Genomic DNA, 23,880 nt, shown 5'->3' on the forward strand with positions numbered 1-23,880 from the left:
GCCGGTCAGCAAGGTGACTGCAAACTGACAGCAGCGACAGCTGAGCTTTTTAACTTGCGGCTTGAAGCTTACCGCTGAAAGCTGCGGCCCCGTATACTCTGGCCTTTACACACATTGCTGCGCCGGAGCCCTTATGACTTCCCCGATCCAACCCCCCGTTGAAGCGGTCGACGCCGACGGCGTTGAAAAAGCCGAAATCCCGGCGTTCAAGTTTCCCTTCAAACCGGGAGAACTGGCCGGTGGCAAGCAGGCCGGCCAGCCCTGGTACAAAGGTGGCGCCAAAAACGGCCATACCAAGACGCCAGGCATGGCGCCGCCGGGTACACGCCGTTCGATGGGTAAACGTTGAGAGTAATACCGGCGTGTACGTTATAGGCATTTGCCTACAACTAGCGTCGATATTTCTGCTTGTAGGTCCGCGACCGTTTCTTGAAAGCTTGCCCGGCATCGCCATGCCCTGATCAGCTGTATCGGGACATGGCGATGCCGCTCTCTCTGGAAAAGGACGTTTCCCGTGGCCCTGATACACCTTTGTGTGGCGCTTGCCCTCCTGCTGTCGGTGGCGGCGGTGGTCGCCGTCGAGCCGCCGCGACGCGAAATCCGCTTCGCCGTCGCGGCACATTTCCCGCCTTTTCAAAGCCGCAACCCGCAAGGGCAATTGGTGGGGCTCAATATCGAATTGGGTAACGCCTTGTGCGTGCAGCTCAATGTGCAGTGCACCTGGGTCGACCAGGTCGTCATGGAAAATTTTCCCGCCCTCGACGCCCGGCAGTTTGACGCGATCATGGGGATGGCGCCGACCTCGAGCCGACAGCAATGGGTCAATTTCAGCGATGACCTTTACCCGATCACCACGCGCTTGGTGGCACGCAAGGATTCAGGCTTGAGCCCGGACAGGCAGTCACTCAAGGGCAAGCGTGTCGGGGTTCTGTTAAGGAGCAACCGGGAAGCCTTTGCCCTGTCACGCTGGGCGCCTTCGGGCGTGTATATCAAGAGTTTCTGGCTCAATGACCAACTGGTGGGCAGCCTCCTCGCAGGCGAGATCGATGCCACCCTGCAAGGCGCGGTGGAAATCCGCGAAGCCCTGCTCGACAAGCCCGAAGGTATGGATTTCGCTTTCATGGGCTCCCCGGTGTTATCCAAGCTGTTGGGCAGCAGTGTCGCGATTGCGTTACGCAAGACCGATACCGTCCTGCGTACCGAGCTCAACCGCGCCCTGGAGCAACTCAAGCAAAACGGCGAATACCAGCGCATTCTCCAGCCCTACCGCCTCGACACAACCCCTATTGATCCAGCGACGCTCAGGCCGCCCGCAACGGGATAAACGCGTAATTGGCCGGCACCTCGGTGGCAATCTGCGCGCCGGCGTCCAGCAGTTGTTCGGCAATGTCCATGCCGGACACATGAAACACCCACTGATTGGCCGGCACCGGCTGGGCAGTCGCCGCGTCAATGGCCTGGGCGAACGCCTGCATATCCGGGAGGTACGCGGTGAAACCGTCGCCCTTGAGCGCCGCGGTACGAATGCCCAGCAAGGCGCACACGGACTCCTTGGTGTGCACATCGTCACGGTCGGCCTGGCGCGAACGGCGGATCAGTTCAGCCAGTTCAGCATCCATCAACTCACCACCAACGATCAACGCCGGGCCCTGTTCCCACGACTCCGGTGGGCAATCCTTGGCGCTCGGGTTCAACGGGATATGCGGATTGATCTCCATCGGATAGATCCGGCACACCAGCGGGCGTCGTTCGTAGATGCTGCAGCGATTGTCTTCGTCAAGATTCCGGCAGCGTCCGGCGTTGTACGCGGCGAAGGTGATTGCCACGAAGGCCTCGGTATTGCCGCTGGGGACCACCACTGAACGGCGCTCGGCATGTTCACGTTGCTGCTGGGGCAAGCCCAGGCCGCTGGCCAGAAAACCCTCGACCAGCACGATCACGTTACCGCCGTCCGCCGCCCAGTGACGGGCCTCTTCGAGGGTCAGGGGGACGTGGTGATCGGAGCAGCATTTGCCGCAACCTACGCAGGAAAAGTGAGTGTTCATGGCGTGATCTGTCACCAGGCAAGGTCAGAAGGCAAGCGTGAGCGGTGACGGGTTTTGACCTCTGTTCACCGCTTGGCCTATCTGGAAGCAAGTTATGCGCCAGTGAACGTCAGTCCTCGGCAACCAGGTCGCGCAGGACCAGGCCCATGCCTGCGCTTTCATACAATTGCCGCGCGCGCAGATTACGCTCCAGCACCTTGAGATCCACGTAAGGTTCGCCACGCTGCTTGAACACGTGGAAGGCATGCAGCAACAACGCCCGGCCCAGCCCCTGGCCTTGCGCGCAGGGGTGGACCGAGAGGTTCTTGATAAAGGCGCTGGTCCAGCAGACGGCCACGCCGAGCATGCCATCGGCATTGCTGGCCACCAGGCACAGCCTGGGGTTGAACTCGGCATCGGTGACGAATTGCCGGCGCCACGGCTCAAGGCTCACCACACGGCCACCGCCCTGATCCTGGGTCATGCGCAATACCGCGTGAATGGCCGGGGCCAATTCATCGCGGTAGTGATCCAGTTGCGTACCGGCCGGCCACTGCGGGGCGGGCAGGCTACCGGTGAGATCGCGACGCAGCAGCTGGAAATACTCCGCCAAGGCTTACAAACCCTTTTGCGCCACGGTTTGCGCAGCGACGACCAGGCACTTGGTCAGCTCAGGGGAGGAAAACTTGGTCAGCACCGCATCGGCACCGGCCAGGCGCGCTTTCTCACTGTTCATCGCGCTGTCCAGGGAGGTGTGCAGCAATATGTAGAGATGCTGGAAGTCCGGGGTTTCGCGCAAAGTGCGGGTGAGGGCATAACCGTCCATCTCGGACATTTCGATGTCCGACACCACCACATTGATCTGCTCGCCGGTGCCTTGCAGCTCCAGCAGCACATCGATGGCTTCCTTGGCGCTGCGCGCGGTGTGACAGGTCAGGCCGAGGTTACGCAAGGTGTGCACCGATTGCTGCAGCGCCACTTGGCTGTCATCGACCACCAGAATGCGCGCGTTGCCGAGGACTTCGGCTTCTTCCATGGTCAGGTCGGTCGGCGCGACTTCGATCGGCGCCGGGGCGATGCCATGGATGACTTTTTCGATATCCAGCACTTGCACCAGGCCACCTTCCACCTGGGTGACCCCGGTAATGAACGCGCGATTGCCGCCGGAGCCATAGGGCGGCGGACGAATGTCGGTGGTCAGGCAATGCACGATCTTGCTCACCGCCTGCACATGCAAGCCCTGCTTGGAGCGGCTGACATCGGTGACGATCAGGCAGCCGCCGTTCGGGTCCAGCAACGGCATCTCGCCCAGGGCGCGGCTCAGGTCGATCACGGCCAACGAGTTACCGCGCAACGTGGCAATGCCTTTGACGTGGGGGTGCGACTCCGGCAGTTTGGTCAGCGGAGGGCAGGGGATGATTTCGCTGACTTTCAGCAGATTGATCGCCATCAGCTTGCCGCTGCGCAAGGTAAAGAGCAGAAGCGAGAGTGAATCTGCGCGGGCTTTGGTGGTGGACATAAAAACCTTCTGGGGATCAGGGATGACGATCTATACACCGTTATCGGCCCTGACCCCGAAAACTGTAGGAGCGAGCTTGCTCGCGAAGAGCGTCAACGATAACGCCGCGAATCTGGTTTAACGCGGCGTTCTCAGGTTTTTCGCGAGCAAGCTCGCTCCTACAGTGGGGGGTGTCAGCCCTTCCACACCTGCGGGTTCACCAGGTCCTGGGGGCGCTGTCCGAGCAAGGCGCTGCGCAGGTTGTCCAGCGCGCGGTTGGCCATGGCTTCGCGGGTTTCGCCGGTGGCCGAACCAATGTGCGGCAGGGTCACCGCATTGCTCAGTTGGAACAGTGGCGACTCGGTCAGCGGTTCCTTTTCATACACATCCAGCCCGGCGCCACGAATGCGCTGGGTTTGCAGGGCTTCGATCAGCGCCGGCTCATCCACCACCGGGCCACGGGAGATGTTGATCAGGATGGCACCGGGCTTCATCAGCGCCAGTTCCCGGCGACTGATCAGGTGACGGGTCTTGTCGCTCAAGGGCACCACCAGGCAGACGAAATCCGCCTCGGCCAGCAATTGATCGAGGCTGCGAAACTGTGCGCCCAGCTCCTGTTCCAGCGCGCTCTTGCGGCTGTTGCCGCTGTACAGGATCGGCATATTGAAGCCCAGGCGCCCCCGCCGGGCCACGGCCGCGCCGATATTGCCCATGCCGACGATGCCCAGGGTCTTGCCGTGCACATCGCAGCCGAACAACGGTGCGCCAACGCTGGCTTTCCACTGGCCGGCCTTGGTCCAGGCATCCAGTTCGGCCACCCGGCGTGCACTGCTCATCAACAGCGCGAAGGCCAGGTCGGCGGTGCTTTCGGTGAGCACGTCAGGAGTATTGGTGAGCATGATCCCGCGCTCATTGAAGTACGCGACATCGTAGTTGTCGTAGCCCACCGACACGCTGGACACCACCTCCAGCTGGCGCGCGCCTTCAAGCTGTTCGCGGCCCAGCTTGCGGCCCACACCGATCAAGCCATGGGCATGGGGCAGGGCTTCGTTGAATTGCGCGTTGATGTCGCCCAGCTTGGGATTGGGCGCGATCACCTCGAAATCCTGTTGCAGGCGCTCGATCATCTGCGGCGTGACACGGCTGAAGGCGAGGACAGTCTTTTTCATGGCTGGCGGGCTCATCGACGACGAAAGAATGCCTGGCACGCTAACATTTATCCCCTCATCACAAAACCTGTAGGAGCGAGCTTGCTCGCGAAAAACGTCAACGATAACGCGTTCATCCAGATTGAATGCGGTGCCCTCAGGTTTTTCGCGAGCAAGCTCGCTCCTACATAGGTTGTCAGTTCGCCATCCGCACGCCACCCAAACCACCGCTCAACTCATACGCCACCAGCTCCGCCTGGTGCGCCGCGAGGATTTCCGGCAGCGAACCGCGCAGGTATTCCACCCAGGTCTTGATCTTCGCATCCAGGTATTGGCGCGACGGGTAGATGGCGTACAGGTTCAACTCCTGGGAACGGTAGGTCGGCATCACGCGCACCAGCGTGCCGTTGCGCAGCCCTTCGATGGCGGCGTACACCGGCAGCAGGCCGACGCCCATGCCGCTGGTGATGGCGGTTTTCATCGCATCGGCCGAATTCACCAGGAACGGCGAGCTGTTGATCGCCACACTTTCCTGGCCTTCAGGGCCGTTGAAGGTCCATTTGTCCAACTGGATCACCGGACTGACCAGGCGCAGGCAGGCATGGTTGAGCAAATCCTGGGGCCGTTGTGCGCAGCCCTTGGCCTTGACGTACTCCGGCGAGGCGCAGGCGATGCTGTAGGTGATGCCCAGGCGTTGCGAGACGAAACCCGAATCCGGCAGTTCGCTGGCCAGGACGATGGACACGTCGTAGCCCTCATCGAGCAAGTCCGGCACGCGGTTGGCCAGGGTCAGGTCGAAGGTCACATCGGGGTGGGTGCGGCGGTAGCGGGCGATGGCGTCGATCACGAAATGCTGGCCGATACCGGTCATGGTGTGCACTTTCAATTGCCCGGCGGGGCGCGCGTGGGCGTCGCTGGCTTCTGCTTCGGCTTCCTCGACGTAGGCGAGGATCTGCTCACAGCGCAGCAGATAGCGTTTGCCGGCCTCGGTCAACGCAATGCGGCGGGTGGTGCGGTTGAGCAAGCGGGTTTGCAGGTGGGCCTCAAGGTTTGAGACCGCGCGCGAGACGTTGGCAGTGGTGGTGTCCAGTTGCGCGGCGGCGGCGGTGAAGCTGCCGGCCTCTGCAACACAACTGAACGCGCGCATGTTTTGCAGGGTGTCCATGGGGTGTTCTCAAGGGAGATGGCAAATTGTGACATGAAGTAGCGCACAGGTGTGTATCCGCTCGGCCTGGCGCTTCAGGACAGCGTCCAGGCCTCACTGACTTTCGCCTCATAGTGCGGCAGGTAGCCCGCTAGCACGGCATTGAACGCCGCCAGCGCCTGGCTGCGGTTTTCGGCAGTGGGGGCCGCAGCCGCGGTGCGCGCCTGCCGGGTGAGTGTGTCAACCGCCGAGGCGAGCGCCGGAGTGATGCGCTTGAGCGCGTCGAGTTCGCTGCTCAGCACCGTGCCAGGGTGTTGCTCGCCGATCCTGTCGAGCAGTGCCTGAACGTCATCGGCGTGCTGCTGCAGGTAAGCGTCCCAGGCATGTGATTGTTTGGAGGATTGCAGGCAGTGTCGGGCTACCGGCAGCAGATGGTCCAGGGATTGGTCGCCCACGTGCTCCTGGCGCAAGGTCTTCCGGGTGCGCAGGGACTGCAGGTCAAGGCCGCTGTGCTGCTCGGCCGGATGCGGCAGCGTCAGGTCACGCGCCTTGCTCAGCGTATGACGGGTGAGCAGCACCACCGGCTCCCCGTGCTTGATTTTAACCAGCACCTGAGTGTGCGACGGCTTGGCGGGGTTGAGCAGCGATTCGCTGATCGAGTGGATCAGGTGGTCCCACTCGAAGGTCTGCTCGCCAATCGCCGACAACGCCTGGCGCAGGCTTTTTTTCAGCGCATCGGCTGGTTTGAGCGGGGCAATGTCGATCGTCAGGTAATCGCCGCTCAGATGCGGGTCATCCCGTTTGCGGTGGCTGATTTCAATCGTCACTCCTTTGCCGCTGCCTGCCTGTGACGACGCCGTGATGCCGGACGAGCCGCTCAGCGTCCGGGAGGGGGCTGTGAGCGTGTACACCTTCAACGAATTGGGTCGAAGCAATACGCGATGTTGATCGATCAGGGCCCGAATGGCGTTGTCCTGCTCGGGATCGATACGCGAGTTGGCCTTGAGCCGCACATAGCGTTCCAGCAGCGCGCAGGCGTGTCGGTGGTCTGCGCTCAGGCAGCGGTTCAATGCGGATGCCGGCAGGCGCGCACTGGCCCGCAGGGTGAACCGCCGGCTGCTGTCGGCCACGTGGGTGTTCATCGCATTGAGCAGCGTCACTGCGTCGTCATCCTGGCGTTTGGAGCCGGCCATGTGTTGCAGCGCCAGGGCCGGCGCCATGTCGTGCAGGCCGAGGATATCCAGCACTTTGCTCAGGCGGGTGCGTTGCAGGGTCAGCGTCAGGGTGGAATTCACGTTCAATACGCTGAAAAAATCCATCGCCACCTTGCTGTGTAGAGTCAGTGCGATGCCTTTTTCGCGGATGATCGGCGCCGAGGGCGGGTGCAGGACGGGTAATTCCACTGCGGCCAGGCCTGCACGCTTCAGTGCCTGGCGAACGTAGGGCTGGCTCAGCGCCGAATAGGCCCGGTGTCGATGCAGGTGGCGATGGTCGCTCACCAGCTCGCGCAATTGCCCGAGCGTACGCCCGATGCTTTCGCTCAGCGACGTGCGTAGCGAGCCGCTGCGGCTGTCGGCGTAATGCTCCAGGCTGGCATACGTGCGGGACATCACATGTCCCAGGCTGAGGTGCTGCTCAGACCGGCCCTCACTCAGTTCCGTCAGCGTGGACTTGAGCTTGCCTTGCAGGGCGATCACACGGGTGCTGTGCACCCGCTGGTCCGGGCCGGTGTGCAGGTGCGAGTCGATGGCCAGGCGCGGGCCTGCACTGAGCTGGCGCGTTGACTCCAATGGGTAGTCGATGCCGATATGACGATGGTTGCTGCGTTCTCCACCCTTGCGCACGTAGGCCAGCGACGTCAGTAACCGTTGCGTCAGGCGTTGATGCCGGCCGTCGCTGATCGCTGCGCGAAACTGCCACTTCAGGGCGCGGCACAGTGTGTAGTCCGCCTCGATATCCGGGTCTCGGCGGGTGCGATGTTGCTTGAGCAGGTGTTCGGCCTTTTTGAAGAAGGCGTAGAAACCCGGTAGCTCATCGACCGACAGTTCCAGCCGCTGTTGGCTGTTGCACAGTCGCTGGTGAAGCGCCTCGATGGCGAGCCGGTGGCGTTGATCGCCGCCAAGCGGTTCCAGCTGTTGCACGATGTGGTCGGCGATCCAGCGCACATCTCTTTGCAGCGGCAGCGTGCCGGGGCTTGCAGGCCCCGGCTGCATATGCAGCTGCCTTTGCAGCACTGCGGCGGTGTCATACAGGGGCGGCTGAGTCGACACTGGGCTGGGGACGCGAAGCATCGGATGTTCCTGAGGCCGGACGGGCTCAGGATTGTGAAGGCTGGTAATGCCGGGCGATGTAGGAGGAGTTCTTGGGTCTCTGGAAAACCGTCTGAACCGTGCAGGCCCCGCCTGGATTATCGTCGGAACGGTAATAAAGATTCACAGGAATGCCCGCTTATCGTTCCCGGTCGTGCCCCCTAGAATTGCGCCACTTTCCCCGCGTCAACCACCTCAGGAATTCGCAAGCCGTGCCGCGTCGCATCAGCAGAGAGCTGAAGACTCTCAGTGTTTGGGCCTTATCGTTAGCAATAAGCGGCTGCATCGGAACCTCTGGTATCGGCCCCCAGGGCCAGGCCTTGGACGCCAATCATCTGGCCACCGACGAAGCGATCCAGAGCGCCGCCAGCGACGCCCATTGGCCCACCGCGCAATGGTGGCGAGCCTACGGCGATGCACAGCTCAACCATTGGGTTGAACTCGCCACGCAAGACAGCCCCAGTATGGCCATGGCCGCCGCACGGGTGCGTGAAGCGCGGGCGCTGGCCGGAGTGGCCGAATCGGCAGAGTCCCTGCAGATCAACAGCGACACCACCCTCAAGCGCCACAACTGGCCGAAGGATCAGTTCTATGGCCCCGGTGAGTTGAGCGGTGCGAACACTTGGGACAACAACGCGTCCCTGGGGTTGAGCTACGCCCTTGACCTGTGGGGGCGCGAGCGCAATGCCAGCGAGCGTGCCGTCGACCTCGCCCACATGCGCGTCGCCCAGGCGCGCCAGGCCCAGCTCGAGCTGCAGAACAACATGGTGCGCGCCTATATCCAGTTGTCCTTGCACTACGCCGAACGCGATATCGTCGCGGCCACCCTGGCCCAGCAGGAGCAGATCCTGGACCTGGCCAACAAGCGCCTGAGCGCCGGGATCGGCACGCACCTGGACGTCAGCCAGGCCCAGACCCCGCTGCCGGAAACCCACCGGCAGTTGGACGCGCTGGATGAGCAAATCGCCCTGAGCCGCAACCAGCTGGCGGCGTTGGCCGGCAAAGGGCCGGGGGAGGGCGCGCAGTTGCGACGCCCGAGCCTGTCGCTTGCCGCTGCGTTGAGGCTGCCCTCGACCTTGCCCGCGCAGTTGCTCGGCCAGCGTCCCGATGTCGTCGCCAGTCGCTGGCAGGTGGCGGCCCAGGCGCGGGGTATCGATGTCGCCCACGCGGGCTTTTATCCCAACGTCGACCTGGTCGGCAGCCTCGGTTACATGGCCACCGGTGGCGGCGTGCTGGCGTTTGTCGCGGGCAAGAAATTCAACTACAACGTCGGCCCGGCAATCACCCTGCCGATCTTCGACGGTGGGCGTCTGCGTGCCGAGCTGGGTGAAGCCAGCGCCGGTTATGACAGCGCCGTGGCGCACTACAACCAGACCCTGGTCAATGCGCTCAAGGGCATCAGTGACCAGTTGATCCGCCGCGAGTCCATGGACAAGCAGGCGTCGTTTGCCGCGCAATCGGTGGCGTCGGCGCAGAAAACCTACGACATCGCCACCATCGCCTATCAACGTGGCCTGACTGACTACCTCACTGTGCTGAACGCCCAGACCCTGCTGTTTCGCCAGCAGCAGCTGGAGCAACAGGTACAGGCCGCGCGCCTGAGCGCCCACGCCGAACTGGTGACCGCCCTGGGCGGTGGCCTGGGTGCCGGCGACGATGTGCCGCGTAACGACAAAACCCTCCCCAGCAAGACTCCGGCGGCGCTGGCCGTGTTCGATCACTGAGTAGATGGCGATGACTCCCTTGCCTGCACCACTGCGCTGGCTGCACTCCCTTGAGTGGCGTCGTGGTTTTTTCGACTGGGCACGCAGCGATGGCGTGACCTGGGTGTATATCTTCAAGGTGCTGCTCGCCGCATTCCTCACCCTGTGGCTGGCGATGCGCCTGGAACTGCCGCAGCCGCGCACCGCAATGATCACGGTGTTTATCGTGATGCAACCGCAGAGCGGCCAGGTGTTTGCCAAGAGCTTTTACCGCTTCCTCGGCACGCTGGCGGGGTCTGCGGTGATGGTGCTGCTGATCGCATTGTTTGCGCAGAACACCGAACTGTTCCTCGGCGCCCTGGCCATCTGGGTGGGCATCTGCACCGCCGGCGCCACGCGTAATCGCAATTTTCGCGCCTACGGGTTTGTGCTCGCCGGCTACACGGCGGCGATGGTCGGTTTGCCGGCCCTGGCCCACCCGGACGGCGCCTTTATGGCGGCGGTGTGGCGGGTGTTGGAAATCTCCCTGGGGATTCTCTGCTCGACGCTGGTCAGCGCCGCGATCCTGCCGCAAACCTCCAGCGCCGCGATGCGCAATGCGCTCTATCAACGTTTCGGGGTGTTCGCGCTGTTTGTCACCGACGGCCTGCGCGGACGCAGCCAACGTGAAGTCTTTGAAAGCGCCAACGTGCGCTTTATCGCCGAAGCGGTTGGCCTGGAGGGCCTGCGCAGCGTCACTGTTTTCGAAGACCCGCATATGCGCCGGCGCAACGGTCGGCTCAGTCGCCTCAACAGCGAGTTCATGGGCATCACCACACGCTTCAACGCCTTGCATCAGTTGCTGGCGCGACTGCGCGCCGACGCCGCCGATCATGTGGCGGCGGCGATCAAGCCCGGCCTGCAGGACCTGGCCGAAGTGCTCGACGGTTTTTCCGCGCGCGCCCTGACCAGCCCCGACGCGGCGCGCCTGGTCAACGTGCTCAGCGCCTACCGGGACAGCCTGCCCGCCAAGGTGCGCAACCTGCGCGCGACCTTTCAGGAAGGCGAGCCCAGCGAAGCCGAGCAACTGGATTTTCATACCGCCTACGAGCTGCTGTACCGCTTTGTCGACGACCTGCACAACTATGCGCAAACCCACGCGTCCCTGGCCGATCACCGTCACGCACGGGAAGACTGGAACGAGGTCTATACGCCGAAAACCAACTGGCTGGCCTGCGCTGCCGCCGGCATACGCGCCTCGTTCATCCTGATCGTGCTCGGCAGCTACTGGGTGGCCACTGCCTGGCCCAGTGGGGCAACCATGACCCTGATCGCAGCCGCCACGGTCGGCCTGTCCGCTGCGACGCCCAACCCCAAGCGCATGGCCTTCCAGATGGCCTGCGGCACCTTGATCGGTGCGCTGGTGGGCTTTGTCGAAATGTTCTTCGTGTTTCCCTTGATCGATGGCTTCCCGCTGCTGTGCGTGATGCTCGCGCCGGTGATCATCTTCGGCGCCTTCCTTGCCTCCCGCCCGCAGTACGCCGGGGTCGGCGTGGGCTTGCTGATCTTCTTCAGCACCGGCTCGGTGCCGGATAACCTGACGGTCTATAACCCCTACCTCTTTATCAACGACTACATCGCCATGGTCATCGGCATGCTGGTGTGCGCGGCAGCCGGGGCGATCATCCTGCCGCCCAACAGCCGCTGGCTGTGGCAGCGCCTGGAGCAGGACCTGCGCGAGCAAGTGGTGTACGCGATCAGCGGCAAGCTCAAGGGCCTGGCGTCGAGCTTTGAAAGCCGCACCCGTGACCTGCTGCACCAGGCCTATGGCCTCGCCGCCGGCCAGCCGCAGGTGCAGCGCGACCTGCTGCGCTGGATGTTCGTGGTGCTGGAGGTCGGTCACGCGATCATCGAGTTGCGCAAGGAACAGGCGATCCTGCCGGTGCATCCGGCGTACGCGCAGTCCCAGCCGTGGCGCCAGGCCATCCGCGTCATGGGGCGCTCGCTGGTGCGGCTGTTCCTGCAACCCAGCGCCAGCAACCTGGAGCGCGGCTTGATCGCCGTCGACCATGCGCTCAGCCGCGTGCAGGCCACCGACGAACCGTTCGCCCCGTACTTCGACACTTCGGCCCTGCGCCGGGTGAAAAGCTACCTGCACTTTATCCGCACCTCATTGATGGACCCGCAATCGCCGTTGGCGGCGCTGAAAGGATCTGCAAATGCCTCGTGAAATCGCCTTCCACGGCCTTTACATGCCGACCATGACCCTGATGTTCCTGGTCGCGGCCGTCCTGGCCTGGGCCCTGGACCGCTTCCTGGCCGGGTTCGACCTGTACCGGTTTTTCTGGCACCCGGCGTTGCTGCGCCTGAGCCTGTTCGTTTGCCTGTTCGGCGCCCTGGCGCTGAGCGTCTACCGTTGAGAATGCCCCGATGAAAAAATTTTTCAGCCTGCTCGCGACCCTGCTGGTGCTGGCGTTGGCGATCTGGATTGGCCGCACGTTGTGGGTGCATTATATGCAGACGCCCTGGACCCGCGACGGCCGTGTGCGCGCAGACATCATCAACGTCGCGGCCGATGTGACGGGCGAGGTGGTGGACGTGCCGGTACGCGATAACCAGTGGGTGAAAAAAGGCGACCTGCTGATGCAGATCGACCCCGAGCACTACCGCATCGCGGTCAAGCAGGCGCAGTCGCTGGTGGCTTCACGCAAAGCCACCTGGGAGATGCGCAAGCTCAATGCCCACCGCCGCGCCGACCTGGATGCCCTGGTGATCTCCCGGGAAAATCGCGACGACGCCAGCAACATCGCCGATGCGGCCCTCGCCGATTACCAGCACGCCCTGGCGCAACTGGAAGCCGCTGAACTGAACTTGAAACGCACCCACGTCGTGGCGGCGGTGGACGGTTATGTCACCAACCTCAATGTGCATCGCGGCGACTATGCGCGCATCGGCGAAGCGAAAATGGCCGTGGTGGATATGAACTCGTTCTGGGTCTATGGCTTCTTTGAGGAAACCAAGCTGCCCCATGTGAAAGTCGGAGATAAAGCCGATATGCAATTGATGAGCGGCGAGACGCTCAAGGGCCATGTGGAAAGCATCTCGCGCGGCATCTACGACCGCGACAACCCCGAGAGCCGCGAGCTGATTGCCGATGTGAACCCGACGTTCAACTGGGTGCGTTTGGCCCAGCGTGTGCCGGTGCGGATTCATATTGATGAAGTGCCCGAAGGCGTGTTGTTGGCGGCGGGGATTACCTGCACAGTCATCGTAAACTCAACACAAAACTGAAAAATGTGGGAGGTGCGTGAGTATCTACACGACTTTTAGGTACCACGCGGGACCCTGTGGGAGGGGGCTTGCCCCCGATGGCGGCCTCTGGGCTGGCCAGGATGTTGGATTGGATCGAGTACATATCCGTTTCTGCGGTCACGGCCACTTAGGGTTCCGCCCTGACGGCGGGTCACTTTGGAAAAGCCCCAAAGTAACCAAAGGGCTCTTGCCCCACCACTCGGCACCTCGCTTGGGCTCGGTGTGCCCGAACGAAGGCTTGAATCCGTGGGCCGCCGCAATGGGCCATCCATGGCCCAGTGCGGCTAACCCTGCGTCCTGCCGGGTTGCCCACGGATTCAAGCCTGCGTTCGGCCAGCGTGGTTTAACGGGGCGCCTAAGATCAAAAGCAGATCAAGAGCGGCTCGCTTCGCATCGTGGTTACGGTTGAGCGCTACAGAGTTGTGTAATTGGGGGCAAGCCCCCTCCCACATTTAGACCCGCGTTAAGCTTTGATAAACGTCTCGTGCAAGTGTCGCCACAACAGCGCGCCACTCGCCTGCTTCTCAAACACCACGGTCGCGCGACGATCCGTCCGGGTGCCGCTGTTGTCCACCTGATGCTCCCGATACGTCACCGTCGCACCGCGCGCATGCCGGTCAATCCCGGCCATTTCACTCAAGGTGATTTTCAGCCCAGGACGCATGCCGCCCAGGCGAGTAAACAGCGCGTTGACCCCGGCTGCATTGACGCGTGTGCCGGTGGCGGGGGCGATCATGCTGAATTCGGGAGAGAAGCGCGCGAGCAGGTTCTGCAAAGTGCCCTCAGGGGCGACGCCGGCGAACCATTGCTCGATTTCGACGTGGGTCTGGATGACTTCTTCAAAAAAATCGCTGTAGTCGATCATTTACAAATTCCCCTTCAAACCAAAGCGTTTCTTCAGTACGGCTTCCAACAACCCCTTGGGCAACAACGCCGCCATCAACGGCAACGCGCGGCTGCCATTGCCCGAACGCAACAGGCGCGGTGGTCGTGCTTGCTGCACGGCCTTGAGCACATCCGCCGCGAACTCGTTGGCTGGGGTGGGTTTGTCCTGGGACGCCTGACTGCGCGCACGAATACCTTCGCGCAACGGCCACCACGGCGATTGTTCGTTGATCAGCAATTCGGCCTGGGCGCCGGCGTTTTTTGCAAAGCTTGTATTGATTGCGCCGGGCTGTACTTCCATGACCCGTACACCGAACGGCGCCAGCTCCATGCGCAACGCATCGCTCAAGGCATGCACGGCGGCTTTGGAAGCGCAGTAGGCGCCGGCGAACGGCGTGACCAGTACACCGGAAACGCTGCCTATATTCACCACCAGGCCCTTGCGCTTGCGTAGCGCGGGGAACAGCGCCTGGGTGACGCCGACGATGGAGAACACATTGGTTTCGAACTGACGTTGCATGGCGTCGGTGCCGCCATCGAGCAGCGGGCCCATAGCCCCGTAGCCGGCGTTGTTGACCAGCACGTCCAGCTCGCCCAACTGTGCGGCCAGTTGCTGCAAGGCGGCGCTGTCGTTGACGTCCAGTTGCACGGCGTTGAAGCCAGCGGCGGCGAGGGCGGCGACGTCGTCCGGGCGGCGGGCGCTGGCCCAAACGTTAAAGCCGGCGGTTTTGAAGCTGTCGGCCAGGGCACGGCCAATGCCGCTGGAACAACCGGTGATGAGTACGGTGGGCATGGATCAATCCTTTGTCAGTCCGAGAAACTGCCTTGCAGGTGCTCGGCGCGAAATTCCAGGGTTTGCGGGCGATAGCCGGGGCGCAGTGGCGGGGTGGGCAGGCAGTCTTCCCAGGTGGCGCCGGCCTGCAGTTCCCCGGGGCCACGATAACGGGGGGCGGCGTAGACGTTGTCGGCCAGGTTCACCGTGTCGCCCGGTGCATAGGCCGCGACGCGCCAACGCAATTCGGTGAGGGGCACGTCGTTGCCATTGTTCAAGACCAGCTTCAACGGGCGGTCGGCAGGGCATTCCTGCGGGGCGTAGGTGATGCGCAGTTCCAGGCGGGCCAGTTGCGCGGCTTCGCGGTTTTCCAGCCACACCACCCACACCGCCACCAAACCCAGGCCGACGGCAGCGGCCAGCGATACCGGCAAGGCCTTGGCCGGGTAGCGCAGCAGCAGGATCAGCCAAGTGATGATCAGCAGCACACCGAAGAACATAACGATAACCTCACAAGGGATCAAACATCCTACTCGTGGGGCGCCCCGATTGCCTATTGCGCTCGATGCTTTTCCCAGGTGCACAGGTCTCTGGCCCGAGGGCATGGGAACCGCATCGAGCTTTTTTGCCACAACATATTTAAATGGAATGATCTGACGCCAGGGAGGTAACCAACCGATAAGTCAGGTGCCTTTATGACCGTATCAAACATTGCTACACCCGTGCTGACCTCCCTTACCGCACCGATGGCTCCGCCCCCGTCCGCCGCGGCGGCAGCAATCATTCATGCGCCTGACCAGGAGGTCGGATCAACGTCATTGCCACGTATGCAGAACCTGGGGCTGACGAACTTGCGGCAGACTGTCATGCAAGGCCTCAATGACCAGGTCAGTTCGCGCTTTCCCACTGCCCTCAACAACAACGACACCAAAGATAAAGCCGCAGGGGCAGCCCTTACCGTGGGTGGCGCGATGTTGCAAGGGGTCGGAAAGCAGCTCGCCAGGTCGGGTGGTTTTGGTGCGAAAGTTGCGGGTGCGGCAGCCACATGGATGGGCAGGGGCGCCGAGGAAATCGGCAAGGATAAATACAGCAATGCGGGTAGCAGCTCTAACGGGAGCGGGGGCTATAACGCCTACTCCCCATCGAACTGGAAGCGTTCAAGTGATCAGAGGCCATAGGTTCAGAAGCTCACTGAGCTGAAAAACCCCCGCCCAACCGACTGCGGATAGGGAACGCAGTTGGCTGGACGGGGGTTTCTGTTACGACTCGTTTATTGCGCAATAGTTTTCACTGACACGCCACGTTCAATCGGCGTGGAGCGACCGTAGATATCTTCGAAACGCTCGATATCGTCTTCGCCCAGGTAGCTGCCCGATTGCACCTCGATGATCTCCAGCGGGATCTTGCCCGGGTTGCGCAGACGGTGCACCGAAGCGATAGGGATGTAGGTGGACTGGTTCTCGCAGAGCAGGAACACGTTGTCGTCACAGGTGACTTCAGCGGTGCCGCTGACCACGATCCAGTGCTCGGCGCGGTGGTGGTGCATCTGCAGCGACAGGCAGGCGCCCGGCTTGACCGAGATGTGCTTGACCTGGAAACGCCCGCCCATGTCCACCGAGTCGTAGGAGCCCCACGGACGATAGACTTCACAGTGATTCTGGGTCTCGCTGCGGCCTTGCTCGTTAAGGGTGTTGACCATCTGCTTGACGCCCTGGACCTTGTCCTTGTGAGCAATCATCATCGCGTCCTTGGTTTCCACCACCACGATGTTGTCCAGGCCGATCACCGAGACCAGCTTGCCGTTGCCATGCACCATGCAGTTGCGGCTGTCCTGGATCACCACGTCGCCTTTGCTCACGTTGCCGTTGGCGTCTTTGTCATTGACCGCCCACAGCGAGGCCCAGCAGCCCACGTCGCTCCAGCCGGCGCTCAACGGCACCACACAGGCGCGCTGGGTTTTTTCCATCACGGCGTAGTCGATGGAGTTGTCCGGGCAGCAGGCGAAGGTGGCTTCGTCGAAGGTCACGGTGTCGGCGGTCTGCTCGCTGCGTTCGAGGGTCAGCACGCAGGTGTCGTAGATGTCCGGGTCGTGCTTTTTCAGCTCTTCCAGAAAACGACTGGCGCGGAACAGGAACATGCCGCTGTTCCAGAAATAGCCGCCGCTTTTGACGAACTCGACGGCGCGTTTTTCATCGGGTTTTTCCACGAACTGCTGCACGCGGCTTACGCCTTCAGGCAGCAGTGAATCGTTGCTGGACTTGATGTAGCCGTAACCGGTTTCCGGACGGGTTGCCGGCACGCCGAACAGCACCATCTCGCCGCGCTCGGCGGCCACGGTGGCCAGGGCCAGGGCGCGTTGCAGGGCTTTCTGGTCGTCGATCACGTGGTCGGCAGGCAGCACCAGCATCAGCTCGTCACGGCCTTCATTGACCAGCATCATCGCGGTCAGGGCCACGGCCGGCGCGGTGTTGCGGCCGAACGGCTCCATCAGGATGCGCTGGCACTCAAGCTTGCGCGCGCTCAGTTGCTCGTTGACGATAAAACGGTGGTCCTTGTTGCAGACCACGATGGGGGAGTCCATGCCTTCGAACACCAGGCGTTCCAGGGTTTGCTGGAACAACGTGTGCTCGCCGGTCAAGGCCAGGAATTGCTTGGGGAACTGTTTACGCGAAAGCGGCCAAAGACGTGAGCCGCTACCACCGGAAAGGATGACTGGAATCATGGGTGTTTCTCCTTGAATCAGTTTGGGTCAGAGCTACGAAGGTTTGTCGTTTCACTCTTGTTTTTGTCTCGGTCCGAACCGGCGCCTCGATCCCCTGTAGGAGCGAGCTTGCTCGCGAAAAACCTGAGAGCAGCGCGATAACCAAAGGCGCTGCGTCATCGTTGACGTTCTTCGCGGGCAAGCCTGCTCCTGCAGTAGATTGCGTTCAGTTCGGGAAATAATCAGCGGGTCGACACTGGGCGTTTCACCCAGACCGGCGACAGGCTTGAACCGGAACCGGTGACGTACAGCACCGCTGCCTCACCGCGCTCCAGGGCAACCGGCTTCACATCGCCGACTTTCTTGTCACCGTCATACAACGCCAGGCTCACCTTCACCGGGTTGATTTCACGTTCGCCACGGCCCTTGGCCGCCACCGACTTGACCACGTCGGTCTTGCCGTCGGCAGTCTTCAAGGTCAGGGCCTTGTCGCTGAGGTTCTGCACGCGCACCAGGGATTTCTGCTTGTTCTTGAACGGTGGTTCCTCGATCAACTGAGGCTGGCCGCTGCCGCTGTTGACCAGGGTGTAGTAGTGATCGGCGGCGAGCTTGACCGGTACGGTCTGGCTGCCGACCTTGGCGCTGTAGTCGCCGCCCGGCATGAAGCTGAAGTCGCTGCTGGCCAGTGGCGCAACGTCGCTGAGGTTGGTGGCGCCGACCGTGGCGCTGACTTCCTGGTTGCTGGCGTTGTAGATGCGCACGAAGCTCGAGCCTTTCGGCGCCGTTGGGCCGTAGAGCGCGGCATCACCACCGGCGAAGGCGGACATGGATACGAAGCTCAGGCCGGCGGCGATAGCCAGGGTCTTGGCGAGACGACGAGGAGTTGTAGTGAAAGTCATGTGAGTTACCTCTCTTTCAGTTTTGCGCCCGGTCGGGCGTCTCGGATTTCTGATTTTTAAAAGCAGGGGTGTTGCTTGCCATGTTCTGTTGGCGCGAACCGGCTTGTTTAAGCTGCGCAACCCACGCGGGGTCGGCATCACCGATTTCGTTGTTGACGGGCAGATAGCGTTCAGGGAACTCCCAGATCAGCACCTGGGGCGGGTTGTTCTTGAAGTCGTCGCTTTTCAGGTAGCTGAGCATCGGCAGGATCGGGCCGTGGCCGTCTTCGGCGTAGCTGACCACGTCGCTGCCCAGGGCTTGCTTGAGGGCGCCGACGAAGTTCCAGTTGGGGTTGGCGCTGTAGCTGGTGCCCACCAGGGCCACCGGGGTTTCGCTGTCGCTGAACAGCGCGTCATCACCTTTCTCTTCGGTCAGGTGGGTGACGCGTTTTTGCAGCGGCTCCTTGGGCGGCATCAGGTTTTCGAACAGCGGGTCCAGGGGCAGGAACAGACGCAGGTCGCCTTTATGCGGTTCGGTCTTCTCGGCTTCGGTGACAAAGCGCTGCGGCTCGCCGCTCAGCGGAGTCTTGTCGGCAATCGCCTTGGCCAGTTGCTTGGCGGCGATTTCCGCGCCGTCCGGGGTCCAGTGGGTATCGGTGCGCAGGAACACCTGCTTGCCGGCGAGCTTGGCCTGTTGCAGTGGGCCGAGCAGGTCCGGGGCAGGGATGTTGTCTGCCGCCACACGGGCGTGGAAATCCTGGTACAGGTTGGCGTGGATGCTCGCCGGTTTCACTTCGCCCAGGTGTTCCGGGTACAGGCGCACCTTGGCCGGCACGATCGCCATCACCAGTTGGATGCCCTGGGCCTTGAGCTTCTGGCGCACGCCTTCGACCAGTGCGTAGTTGCCTTGCAGGTTCTGGTCTTCATTGACGGCGGGGTTGAATTCCTCGTCGCTGTACAGCCAGTGATCGCGGCCCAGCACCACACCAGGGCGACCTTCGTTGAACAGCTTGTAGTCCAGCGCCGCCCACAGGTTGGTGCCCAGGCGCTTGATCGGGAACGCCTCGTCGTAATGGGTCTCGACGGCCTTGGTCCAGCGCCCGTTGAGCACCGTGGCATCGGCGTTGGTGCTGAAGCCCAGGAAACTGCGCATTGACCAGACGCCCAGCGCCAGCAGCAGCACCAGGAACAGGCTGATATAGAGGATGCGTAATGAACGGGTCATGGTCGGCTCCCTCAGAATTGGAAGTAAAGGAACGGCGAGAAACTCTGCGCCGACAGTTTCAGGATCGAGGCCACGAACAGCAGCAGCACCGCCGCACGCATCGCGTAGCGTGGCCAGTCAGCGGTCCAGTAGGCCGGTTGCACGGCGGCGTCACGGCCCACGCTGAAGCCGGGCTCGTGGATGCTGCCGGGGTTGTCGCCGGGTACGGCCTTGATCAGGCTCGGATCGCTCGGCTTGGATTTCTCGGCAGGGCGGTTGCGGTAGAAATCGCGCAGGCCAAAGAACGCCAGCGTTGCGTAGGCCACCACCAGGGTCGCCACTTGCAGGCCGGTGAGGTTGGCGCGGTTGAGTTCCGACAGCGACCACTCGCTGAAGCTGAACATGGCACCGTACATACGCCCGGCGACGTGCAGGTTTTCGGCACGGAAGATCACCCAGCCCATCACCACCAGCAGGAAGGTGAAGGCCCAGCGCAGCACGTTGAAGCTGCGTGGCGCCGTATTGAGGCCGATGGCTTTTTCAATCGCCAGCCACATGCCGTGCCAGGCGCCCCACACGATGTAGGTGATGTTGGCGCCGTGCCACAGGCCACCGAGCAGCATGGTCAGGAACAGGTTGCGGTAGGTGGTCAGCGTGCCTTTGCGGTTGCCGCCCAGGGTGATGTACAGGTAGTCACGCAGCCAGGTGGAGAGGCTGATGTGCCAGCGCCGCCAGAACTCGGTGATCGACTGGCTGATGTACGGCTGCTTGAAGTTTTCCATGAAGCGGAAACCCATCATCAAGCCCAGGCCGATGGCCATGTCGCTGTAGCCGGAGAAGTCGAAGTACAGCTGCGCGGTGTAGGCCAGCGCGCCGAGCCAGGCGTCACCCGTGGTCGGGTTTTGCAGGGCGAAGCAGTGGTCGGCCACCACCGCCAGGGTATCGGCGATGAAGACTTTCTTGATGAAACCCTGCATGAACCGCGTGCAGCCTTCGGAGAACTTGTCGAGAGTGTGGGTGCGGTTGTTGAACTGGTCGGCCAGGTCGCGAAAGCGCAACACGGGGCCGGCGATCAGGTGCGGGAAGATCGCCACGAACGCCGCGAAGTCGATCAGGTTGCGGGTTGCCGGGGTGTCGCCGCGATACACGTCGATGATGTAGCTGATGGACTCGAAGATGTAGAACGAGATCCCGATCGGCAACAGCACGTGGGTGAGGATAAACGGCTCCAGGCCCGCCGACTTCATCATCACATTGATGCTGTCGACGCCGAAGTTGGCGTACTTGAAGTAGCCGAGGATGCACAGGTCGACGGCCACGCCGAGCAGCAGCCAGCGCTGCGCCGGTTGGGTGCGCACGCCGGCGGCACCGACCTTGAGGCCGATCCAGTAATTCCACAGCGTCACGGCGGCGAACAGCGCCAGGAAGTCCACTCGCCACCAGGCGTAGAACACGTAGCTGGCAATCAGCAGCAGCAGGTTGCGATAGCGTTGCCCGCTCAAGTAGTACAAGCCGAGAAAGATCGGCAAGAACAGAAACAGGAACACGTTGGACGAGAAAACCATCCCGATCTCTCCATGTTTAAACCAACAGTCAAGGGCCGCAGCCCCCCCAAACCCCCCCGCGAAATTCGGGGGAGGCTTTGATCGTTCCCACGCTCTGCGTGGGAATGCCTCTTGTGACGCTCTGCGTCACGCTTTGGGACGCGGAGCGTCCCGTGCTGCATTCCCACGCAGAGCGTGGGAACGATCAGCGACTAGCTGCCTTTGTTGCCTTTTTCATGCGTCGGGTCGTAGACCTTGGTCAGGTCGCCGCCCAGGCGGAAGGTCTTGAACGGTTGCATGCCATGCTTGCGCTCGATCACCTCCGGGGCACAGGTGTAGAGGGTGCAGAAAGGCTCGAGCCAGGCGAATTTCATGTCCTGCTTCAAGTCCTTCATGTCCTGCTCCTTGCCGTTCTTCTGTTCGAAGATGTCCGGGTCCTTGACCCCGGCCAGCACCTTGTCGCCCAGGCGCTTGAGCGCGCTGTTGTTTTCCTGGCGCAGGTCCACGCCGTTGACCAGGGCAAAACTGGCGATCATCGACAGCGGCGGCAGGGCGTAGTTGTGGTACGACAGGGCGCGTTGCTGACGCTTCAGTTCGTTCGGCAGGAAGCCCTGGTCGTCGACCTGGTTCACACCGACCTTGTATTCCTTGACGGCCCAGTCAAACAGGTCGCGGCGGTTGGTGGCGATGGAGGTCGCCATCACCGACCAGGCGGCCCAGTAGGAATGGTTGTTGGTTTTTTCCAGCGGCAGGTTGTCCCAGTCGCTCACCACCTGATCGGCCAGTTTGTTGAACCAGGCTTCGATCAGTTGCGATTCCTGCTGGTGGTTGGCCAGCGGGTGCGACTCGGAGAACTTCAGGCGCACATAGGCCGAGGCCATGCTGCCCAGTGCCCATTTGCGCATGGACTTGCCGGTGTGGTTGAAGTCCTTGGACATCAAGGCATCGGCCTTGGCCCACGACACCAGCCAGTTCAGCGTGCATTCGAGCTGCTCTGGGCGGCCGTCACGCATGAACTGCATCACGCGTTTGCTGGTGTCTTTCTCCAGCTTGGTGATGTCGGCGGTGCTGTCGCGAAAGGCTTTTTCCGACTGCACATTCAGTGTCGAGCGAGCCTTGTCCGAGCCTTCGTACTTGCTGCGAAACTGCAACGGCCCGGTGTAGGGCGTCGGCATGGTGTCGCAGTTTTCCTTGAAGTCGCCGGTCTTGAACGCTTCGATCGGGGCGAAATAGCCCTGGGGCGGACGCAGTGGCGCGGCCGCATTCACGGCGCCGGCAAACATGGCCAGGCCCAGCAGGGTGGGGAGCAGTAACTTTTGCATAGGTAACCTCACTTCCCGAGTTGGGCGGTCTGCTGACCACCGCTTGGGAATACGTTGCGTGTGCAAATTTTCGCTTCGACTTTCTGCGCGGCAGCGCCCTTTTCCGGGCCCTGCACTTCCACGGCCAGCAAGTTCTGCGAGGCCCAGTCTTCATCGGTGCGCAGTTCAAAGGCGAAACGCCCGTCTGTATCGGATGTTTCGGGTTTCTCGATCTTGATGTCCTCGTGGCGCCCGTTCATGTACCAGAGGGTGGCTTGCAAGGTTTTCACCGACGGATCGGCGAAGCGGATATCGACCTGATGGGTGGCATTGCGCAGGTCTTTGTTCGCGCTGTTGACCATCAGTTCGTTTTTGCCCGGTTTCAATGTGGTGCTGGCCGACATCTGCGCGGCCTTGCCTTCGCAGCCGTTGTCGAGCAGCGCCATCATCTGGCGGTAGATGGTTTCCTGGTCGAGACGGTACAGCGGCGAGAATTCCCAGATGAGGATCTTCGGCGGGTTTTTCTGGAACTCTTCGCTGCCCAGGTACTGGATCATCGAGCCTTCCAGGCCACCGCCAGGGAAGGCGACATTGAGGATGTCGGCACCGATTTCTTCCTGCAGGAAACCGGCGAAGTTGTAGTTCTTGCCGCTGTGGCTGGTGCCCACCAGGGTGATCTGCGGGTCGCCCGAATCGCCGAACAGGTCGCCGTCACCGGCTTCACCCTTGGGTTCGGTGGTGAACTGGTCCATGTACTGGATCGCGTAGCTGGTGCCGCACAGTTGCCCGGCCATGTTGTGCAGGGTGCCGGTCTTGCCCATGCGGCCCGAACGCTTGGTCTCGAATTCGCGCTTGGGGATTTCCGCGTACTGCGGCATCTGCTTGACCTTGGCCGCGACGATTTTTGCGGTGCGCTGGGCGCCGTACGGGGTCCAGTGCTGGTCGCCACGGAAGTAGAAATCATGGGCCGGCAATTCGTCGGGCAGTTGCTCGTTGGTGAGCGGCGACAGGTCCGGCACCACATAGCCCATCTTGGCGAAACGGCCGAGCATGGTTTTGTAGTTGCCCAGGGCCTTGTCGAAATCGAACGCGGCTTTTTCTTCGGGGTTGAGCTTGTTGCGGTTCACCAGGCCACGGGTCGGCTGGTAGACCACCACCAGTTCCACGCCCTTGCTCTTGAACGCATCGTGCAACTGCTGCATGCGCTTGTAGCCGGCCGGCGTGGTGTCGAATTCGGTGCGCAGGTCTTCCTGGGTACGGAACAGCCAGTCGCCCTGGGCTTGCACCAGGGTGGTGAAGTTCTGCTGGTAGCGCGTGGTGTAATTCTTCGCGTCGTGGGCGGCCGGGCACAGGCTGCAGCACGGTTCGGCGGTGAAGGTCGGTGCCTTCACTTCATCGGCGCGCACGCCCTGGCTGGCCGCGAGCAGGCCGAGGGTCAGACCCGAGAGGCTCAGCAGTTTGATCATGTGTGGGTGCAT

At 62.2% G+C, this 23,880-nt stretch carries 22 protein-coding genes; 7 read left to right on the forward strand and 15 right to left on the reverse strand.

Features of this window, described 5'->3' with window-relative positions; translation table 11 throughout:
* Positions 1 to 133 precede the first annotated feature (133 nt).
* Both J1G34_RS04965 and J1G34_RS04970 read left to right on the forward strand, forming a co-directional pair.
* A complete protein-coding gene (locus tag J1G34_RS04965; RefSeq protein ID WP_065885836.1) occupies positions 134 to 349 on the forward strand; it encodes a hypothetical protein in 216 nt (71 codons plus the stop codon).
* A gap of 165 nt (positions 350 to 514) precedes the next feature.
* Entirely contained in the window at positions 515 to 1,324 is an 810-nt protein-coding gene (locus J1G34_RS04970; protein ID WP_065897323.1) for a transporter substrate-binding domain-containing protein, read from the forward strand.
* Here J1G34_RS04970 and J1G34_RS04975 read toward each other — a convergent pair.
* The 6 genes from J1G34_RS04975 to J1G34_RS05000 all read right to left on the reverse strand — a co-directional run bounded on the left by J1G34_RS04975 (position 1,302) and on the right by J1G34_RS05000 (position 8,105).
* A complete protein-coding gene (locus tag J1G34_RS04975; protein WP_222993460.1) occupies positions 1,302 to 2,045 on the reverse strand; it encodes a YkgJ family cysteine cluster protein in 744 nt (247 codons plus the stop codon). The two genes, J1G34_RS04970 and J1G34_RS04975, sit on opposite strands and share 23 nt — an antisense overlap.
* Positions 2,046 to 2,154: 109 nt before the next feature.
* Positions 2,155 to 2,637: a GNAT family N-acetyltransferase gene (locus tag J1G34_RS04980; protein ID WP_222993462.1), complete on the reverse strand. Its 483-nt coding sequence runs from the start codon at positions 2,635 to 2,637 to the stop codon at positions 2,155 to 2,157.
* A gap of 3 nt (positions 2,638 to 2,640) precedes the next feature.
* Positions 2,641 to 3,543, reverse strand: a complete 903-nt coding sequence (locus J1G34_RS04985) for a chemotaxis protein CheV (protein ID WP_065885840.1) — start codon at positions 3,541 to 3,543, stop codon at positions 2,641 to 2,643.
* A 173-nt stretch (positions 3,544 to 3,716) separates the two neighbouring features.
* Complete coding sequence (locus tag J1G34_RS04990; protein WP_065892604.1) at positions 3,717 to 4,691, reverse strand: 2-hydroxyacid dehydrogenase; 975 nt, start codon at positions 4,689 to 4,691, stop codon at positions 3,717 to 3,719.
* Between the two features lie 175 nt (positions 4,692 to 4,866).
* Positions 4,867 to 5,835: a LysR family transcriptional regulator gene (locus J1G34_RS04995; RefSeq protein ID WP_065885842.1), complete on the reverse strand. Its 969-nt coding sequence runs from the start codon at positions 5,833 to 5,835 to the stop codon at positions 4,867 to 4,869.
* Positions 5,836 to 5,909: 74 nt separating this feature from the next.
* Entirely contained in the window at positions 5,910 to 8,105 is a 2,196-nt protein-coding gene (locus J1G34_RS05000) for a hypothetical protein (protein ID WP_222993464.1), read from the reverse strand.
* A gap of 230 nt (positions 8,106 to 8,335) precedes the next feature.
* On the opposite strand from J1G34_RS05000, the gene J1G34_RS05005 reads away from it, so the two are divergent.
* From J1G34_RS05005 to J1G34_RS05020, 4 genes are read left to right on the forward strand one after another with little or no spacing between them, the layout of a single operon-like run.
* The gene (locus tag J1G34_RS05005; protein WP_222993466.1) at positions 8,336 to 9,847 is read left to right on the forward strand and encodes an efflux transporter outer membrane subunit; all 1,512 of its coding nucleotides are present in this window, start codon (positions 8,336 to 8,338) and stop codon (positions 9,845 to 9,847) included.
* Positions 9,848 to 9,857: 10 nt separating this feature from the next.
* Positions 9,858 to 12,035 (forward strand): FUSC family protein, encoded by a 2,178-nt coding sequence (locus J1G34_RS05010; protein ID WP_222993467.1) that lies wholly within the window; start codon positions 9,858 to 9,860, stop codon positions 12,033 to 12,035.
* Positions 12,025 to 12,225, forward strand: a complete 201-nt coding sequence (locus J1G34_RS05015; RefSeq protein WP_057724643.1) for a DUF1656 domain-containing protein — start codon at positions 12,025 to 12,027, stop codon at positions 12,223 to 12,225. Before J1G34_RS05010 ends, J1G34_RS05015 begins: the two co-directional genes overlap by 11 nt.
* Before the next feature lie 10 nt (positions 12,226 to 12,235).
* Positions 12,236 to 13,096: an efflux RND transporter periplasmic adaptor subunit gene (locus J1G34_RS05020; RefSeq protein WP_065897335.1), complete on the forward strand. Its 861-nt coding sequence runs from the start codon at positions 12,236 to 12,238 to the stop codon at positions 13,094 to 13,096.
* Positions 13,097 to 13,580: 484 nt separating this feature from the next.
* Here the strand turns inward: J1G34_RS05020 and J1G34_RS05025 are convergent, their stop codons facing one another.
* From J1G34_RS05025 to J1G34_RS05035, 3 genes are read right to left on the reverse strand one after another with little or no spacing between them, the layout of a single operon-like run.
* Complete coding sequence (locus tag J1G34_RS05025) at positions 13,581 to 13,982, reverse strand: DUF4440 domain-containing protein (protein WP_065936804.1); 402 nt, start codon at positions 13,980 to 13,982, stop codon at positions 13,581 to 13,583.
* Complete coding sequence (locus J1G34_RS05030; protein WP_065895308.1) at positions 13,983 to 14,795, reverse strand: SDR family oxidoreductase; 813 nt, start codon at positions 14,793 to 14,795, stop codon at positions 13,983 to 13,985.
* A gap of 14 nt (positions 14,796 to 14,809) precedes the next feature.
* Entirely contained in the window at positions 14,810 to 15,274 is a 465-nt protein-coding gene (locus J1G34_RS05035; RefSeq protein ID WP_122560593.1) for a multidrug transporter, read from the reverse strand.
* 195 nt (positions 15,275 to 15,469) lie between these two features.
* Here J1G34_RS05035 and J1G34_RS05040 point away from each other — a divergent pair, with 195 nt between their 5' ends.
* The gene (locus tag J1G34_RS05040) at positions 15,470 to 15,952 is read left to right on the forward strand and encodes a hypothetical protein (RefSeq protein WP_128875760.1); all 483 of its coding nucleotides are present in this window, start codon (positions 15,470 to 15,472) and stop codon (positions 15,950 to 15,952) included.
* A gap of 92 nt (positions 15,953 to 16,044) precedes the next feature.
* Here J1G34_RS05040 and J1G34_RS05045 read toward each other — a convergent pair whose 3' ends face one another.
* The 6 genes from J1G34_RS05045 to J1G34_RS05070 all read right to left on the reverse strand — a co-directional run bounded on the left by J1G34_RS05045 (position 16,045) and on the right by J1G34_RS05070 (position 23,880).
* On the reverse strand, positions 16,045 to 17,496 hold the full coding sequence (locus J1G34_RS05045) for a mannose-1-phosphate guanylyltransferase/mannose-6-phosphate isomerase (protein WP_065895311.1): 1,452 nt from the start codon (positions 17,494 to 17,496) through the stop codon (positions 16,045 to 16,047).
* 221 nt (positions 17,497 to 17,717) lie between these two features.
* Positions 17,718 to 18,374 (reverse strand): alginate O-acetyltransferase AlgF, encoded by a 657-nt coding sequence (locus J1G34_RS05050; RefSeq protein WP_016978194.1) that lies wholly within the window; start codon positions 18,372 to 18,374, stop codon positions 17,718 to 17,720.
* Between the two features lie 16 nt (positions 18,375 to 18,390).
* Complete coding sequence (locus J1G34_RS05055; protein WP_222993469.1) at positions 18,391 to 19,578, reverse strand: alginate O-acetyltransferase; 1,188 nt, start codon at positions 19,576 to 19,578, stop codon at positions 18,391 to 18,393.
* A gap of 11 nt (positions 19,579 to 19,589) precedes the next feature.
* Entirely contained in the window at positions 19,590 to 21,122 is a 1,533-nt protein-coding gene (locus J1G34_RS05060) for an MBOAT family O-acyltransferase (protein ID WP_065895313.1), read from the reverse strand.
* Between the two features lie 191 nt (positions 21,123 to 21,313).
* A complete protein-coding gene (locus J1G34_RS05065; RefSeq protein ID WP_065895314.1) occupies positions 21,314 to 22,423 on the reverse strand; it encodes a mannuronate-specific alginate lyase in 1,110 nt (369 codons plus the stop codon).
* An 8-nt stretch (positions 22,424 to 22,431) separates the two neighbouring features.
* Positions 22,432 to 23,880, reverse strand: a complete 1,449-nt coding sequence (locus tag J1G34_RS05070) for an alginate O-acetyltransferase (protein ID WP_065897371.1) — start codon at positions 23,878 to 23,880, stop codon at positions 22,432 to 22,434.

The organism is Pseudomonas sp. Wu6 (assembly GCF_019891515.1).
GTDB lineage: Bacteria > Pseudomonadota > Gammaproteobacteria > Pseudomonadales > Pseudomonadaceae > Aquipseudomonas > Aquipseudomonas orientalis_A.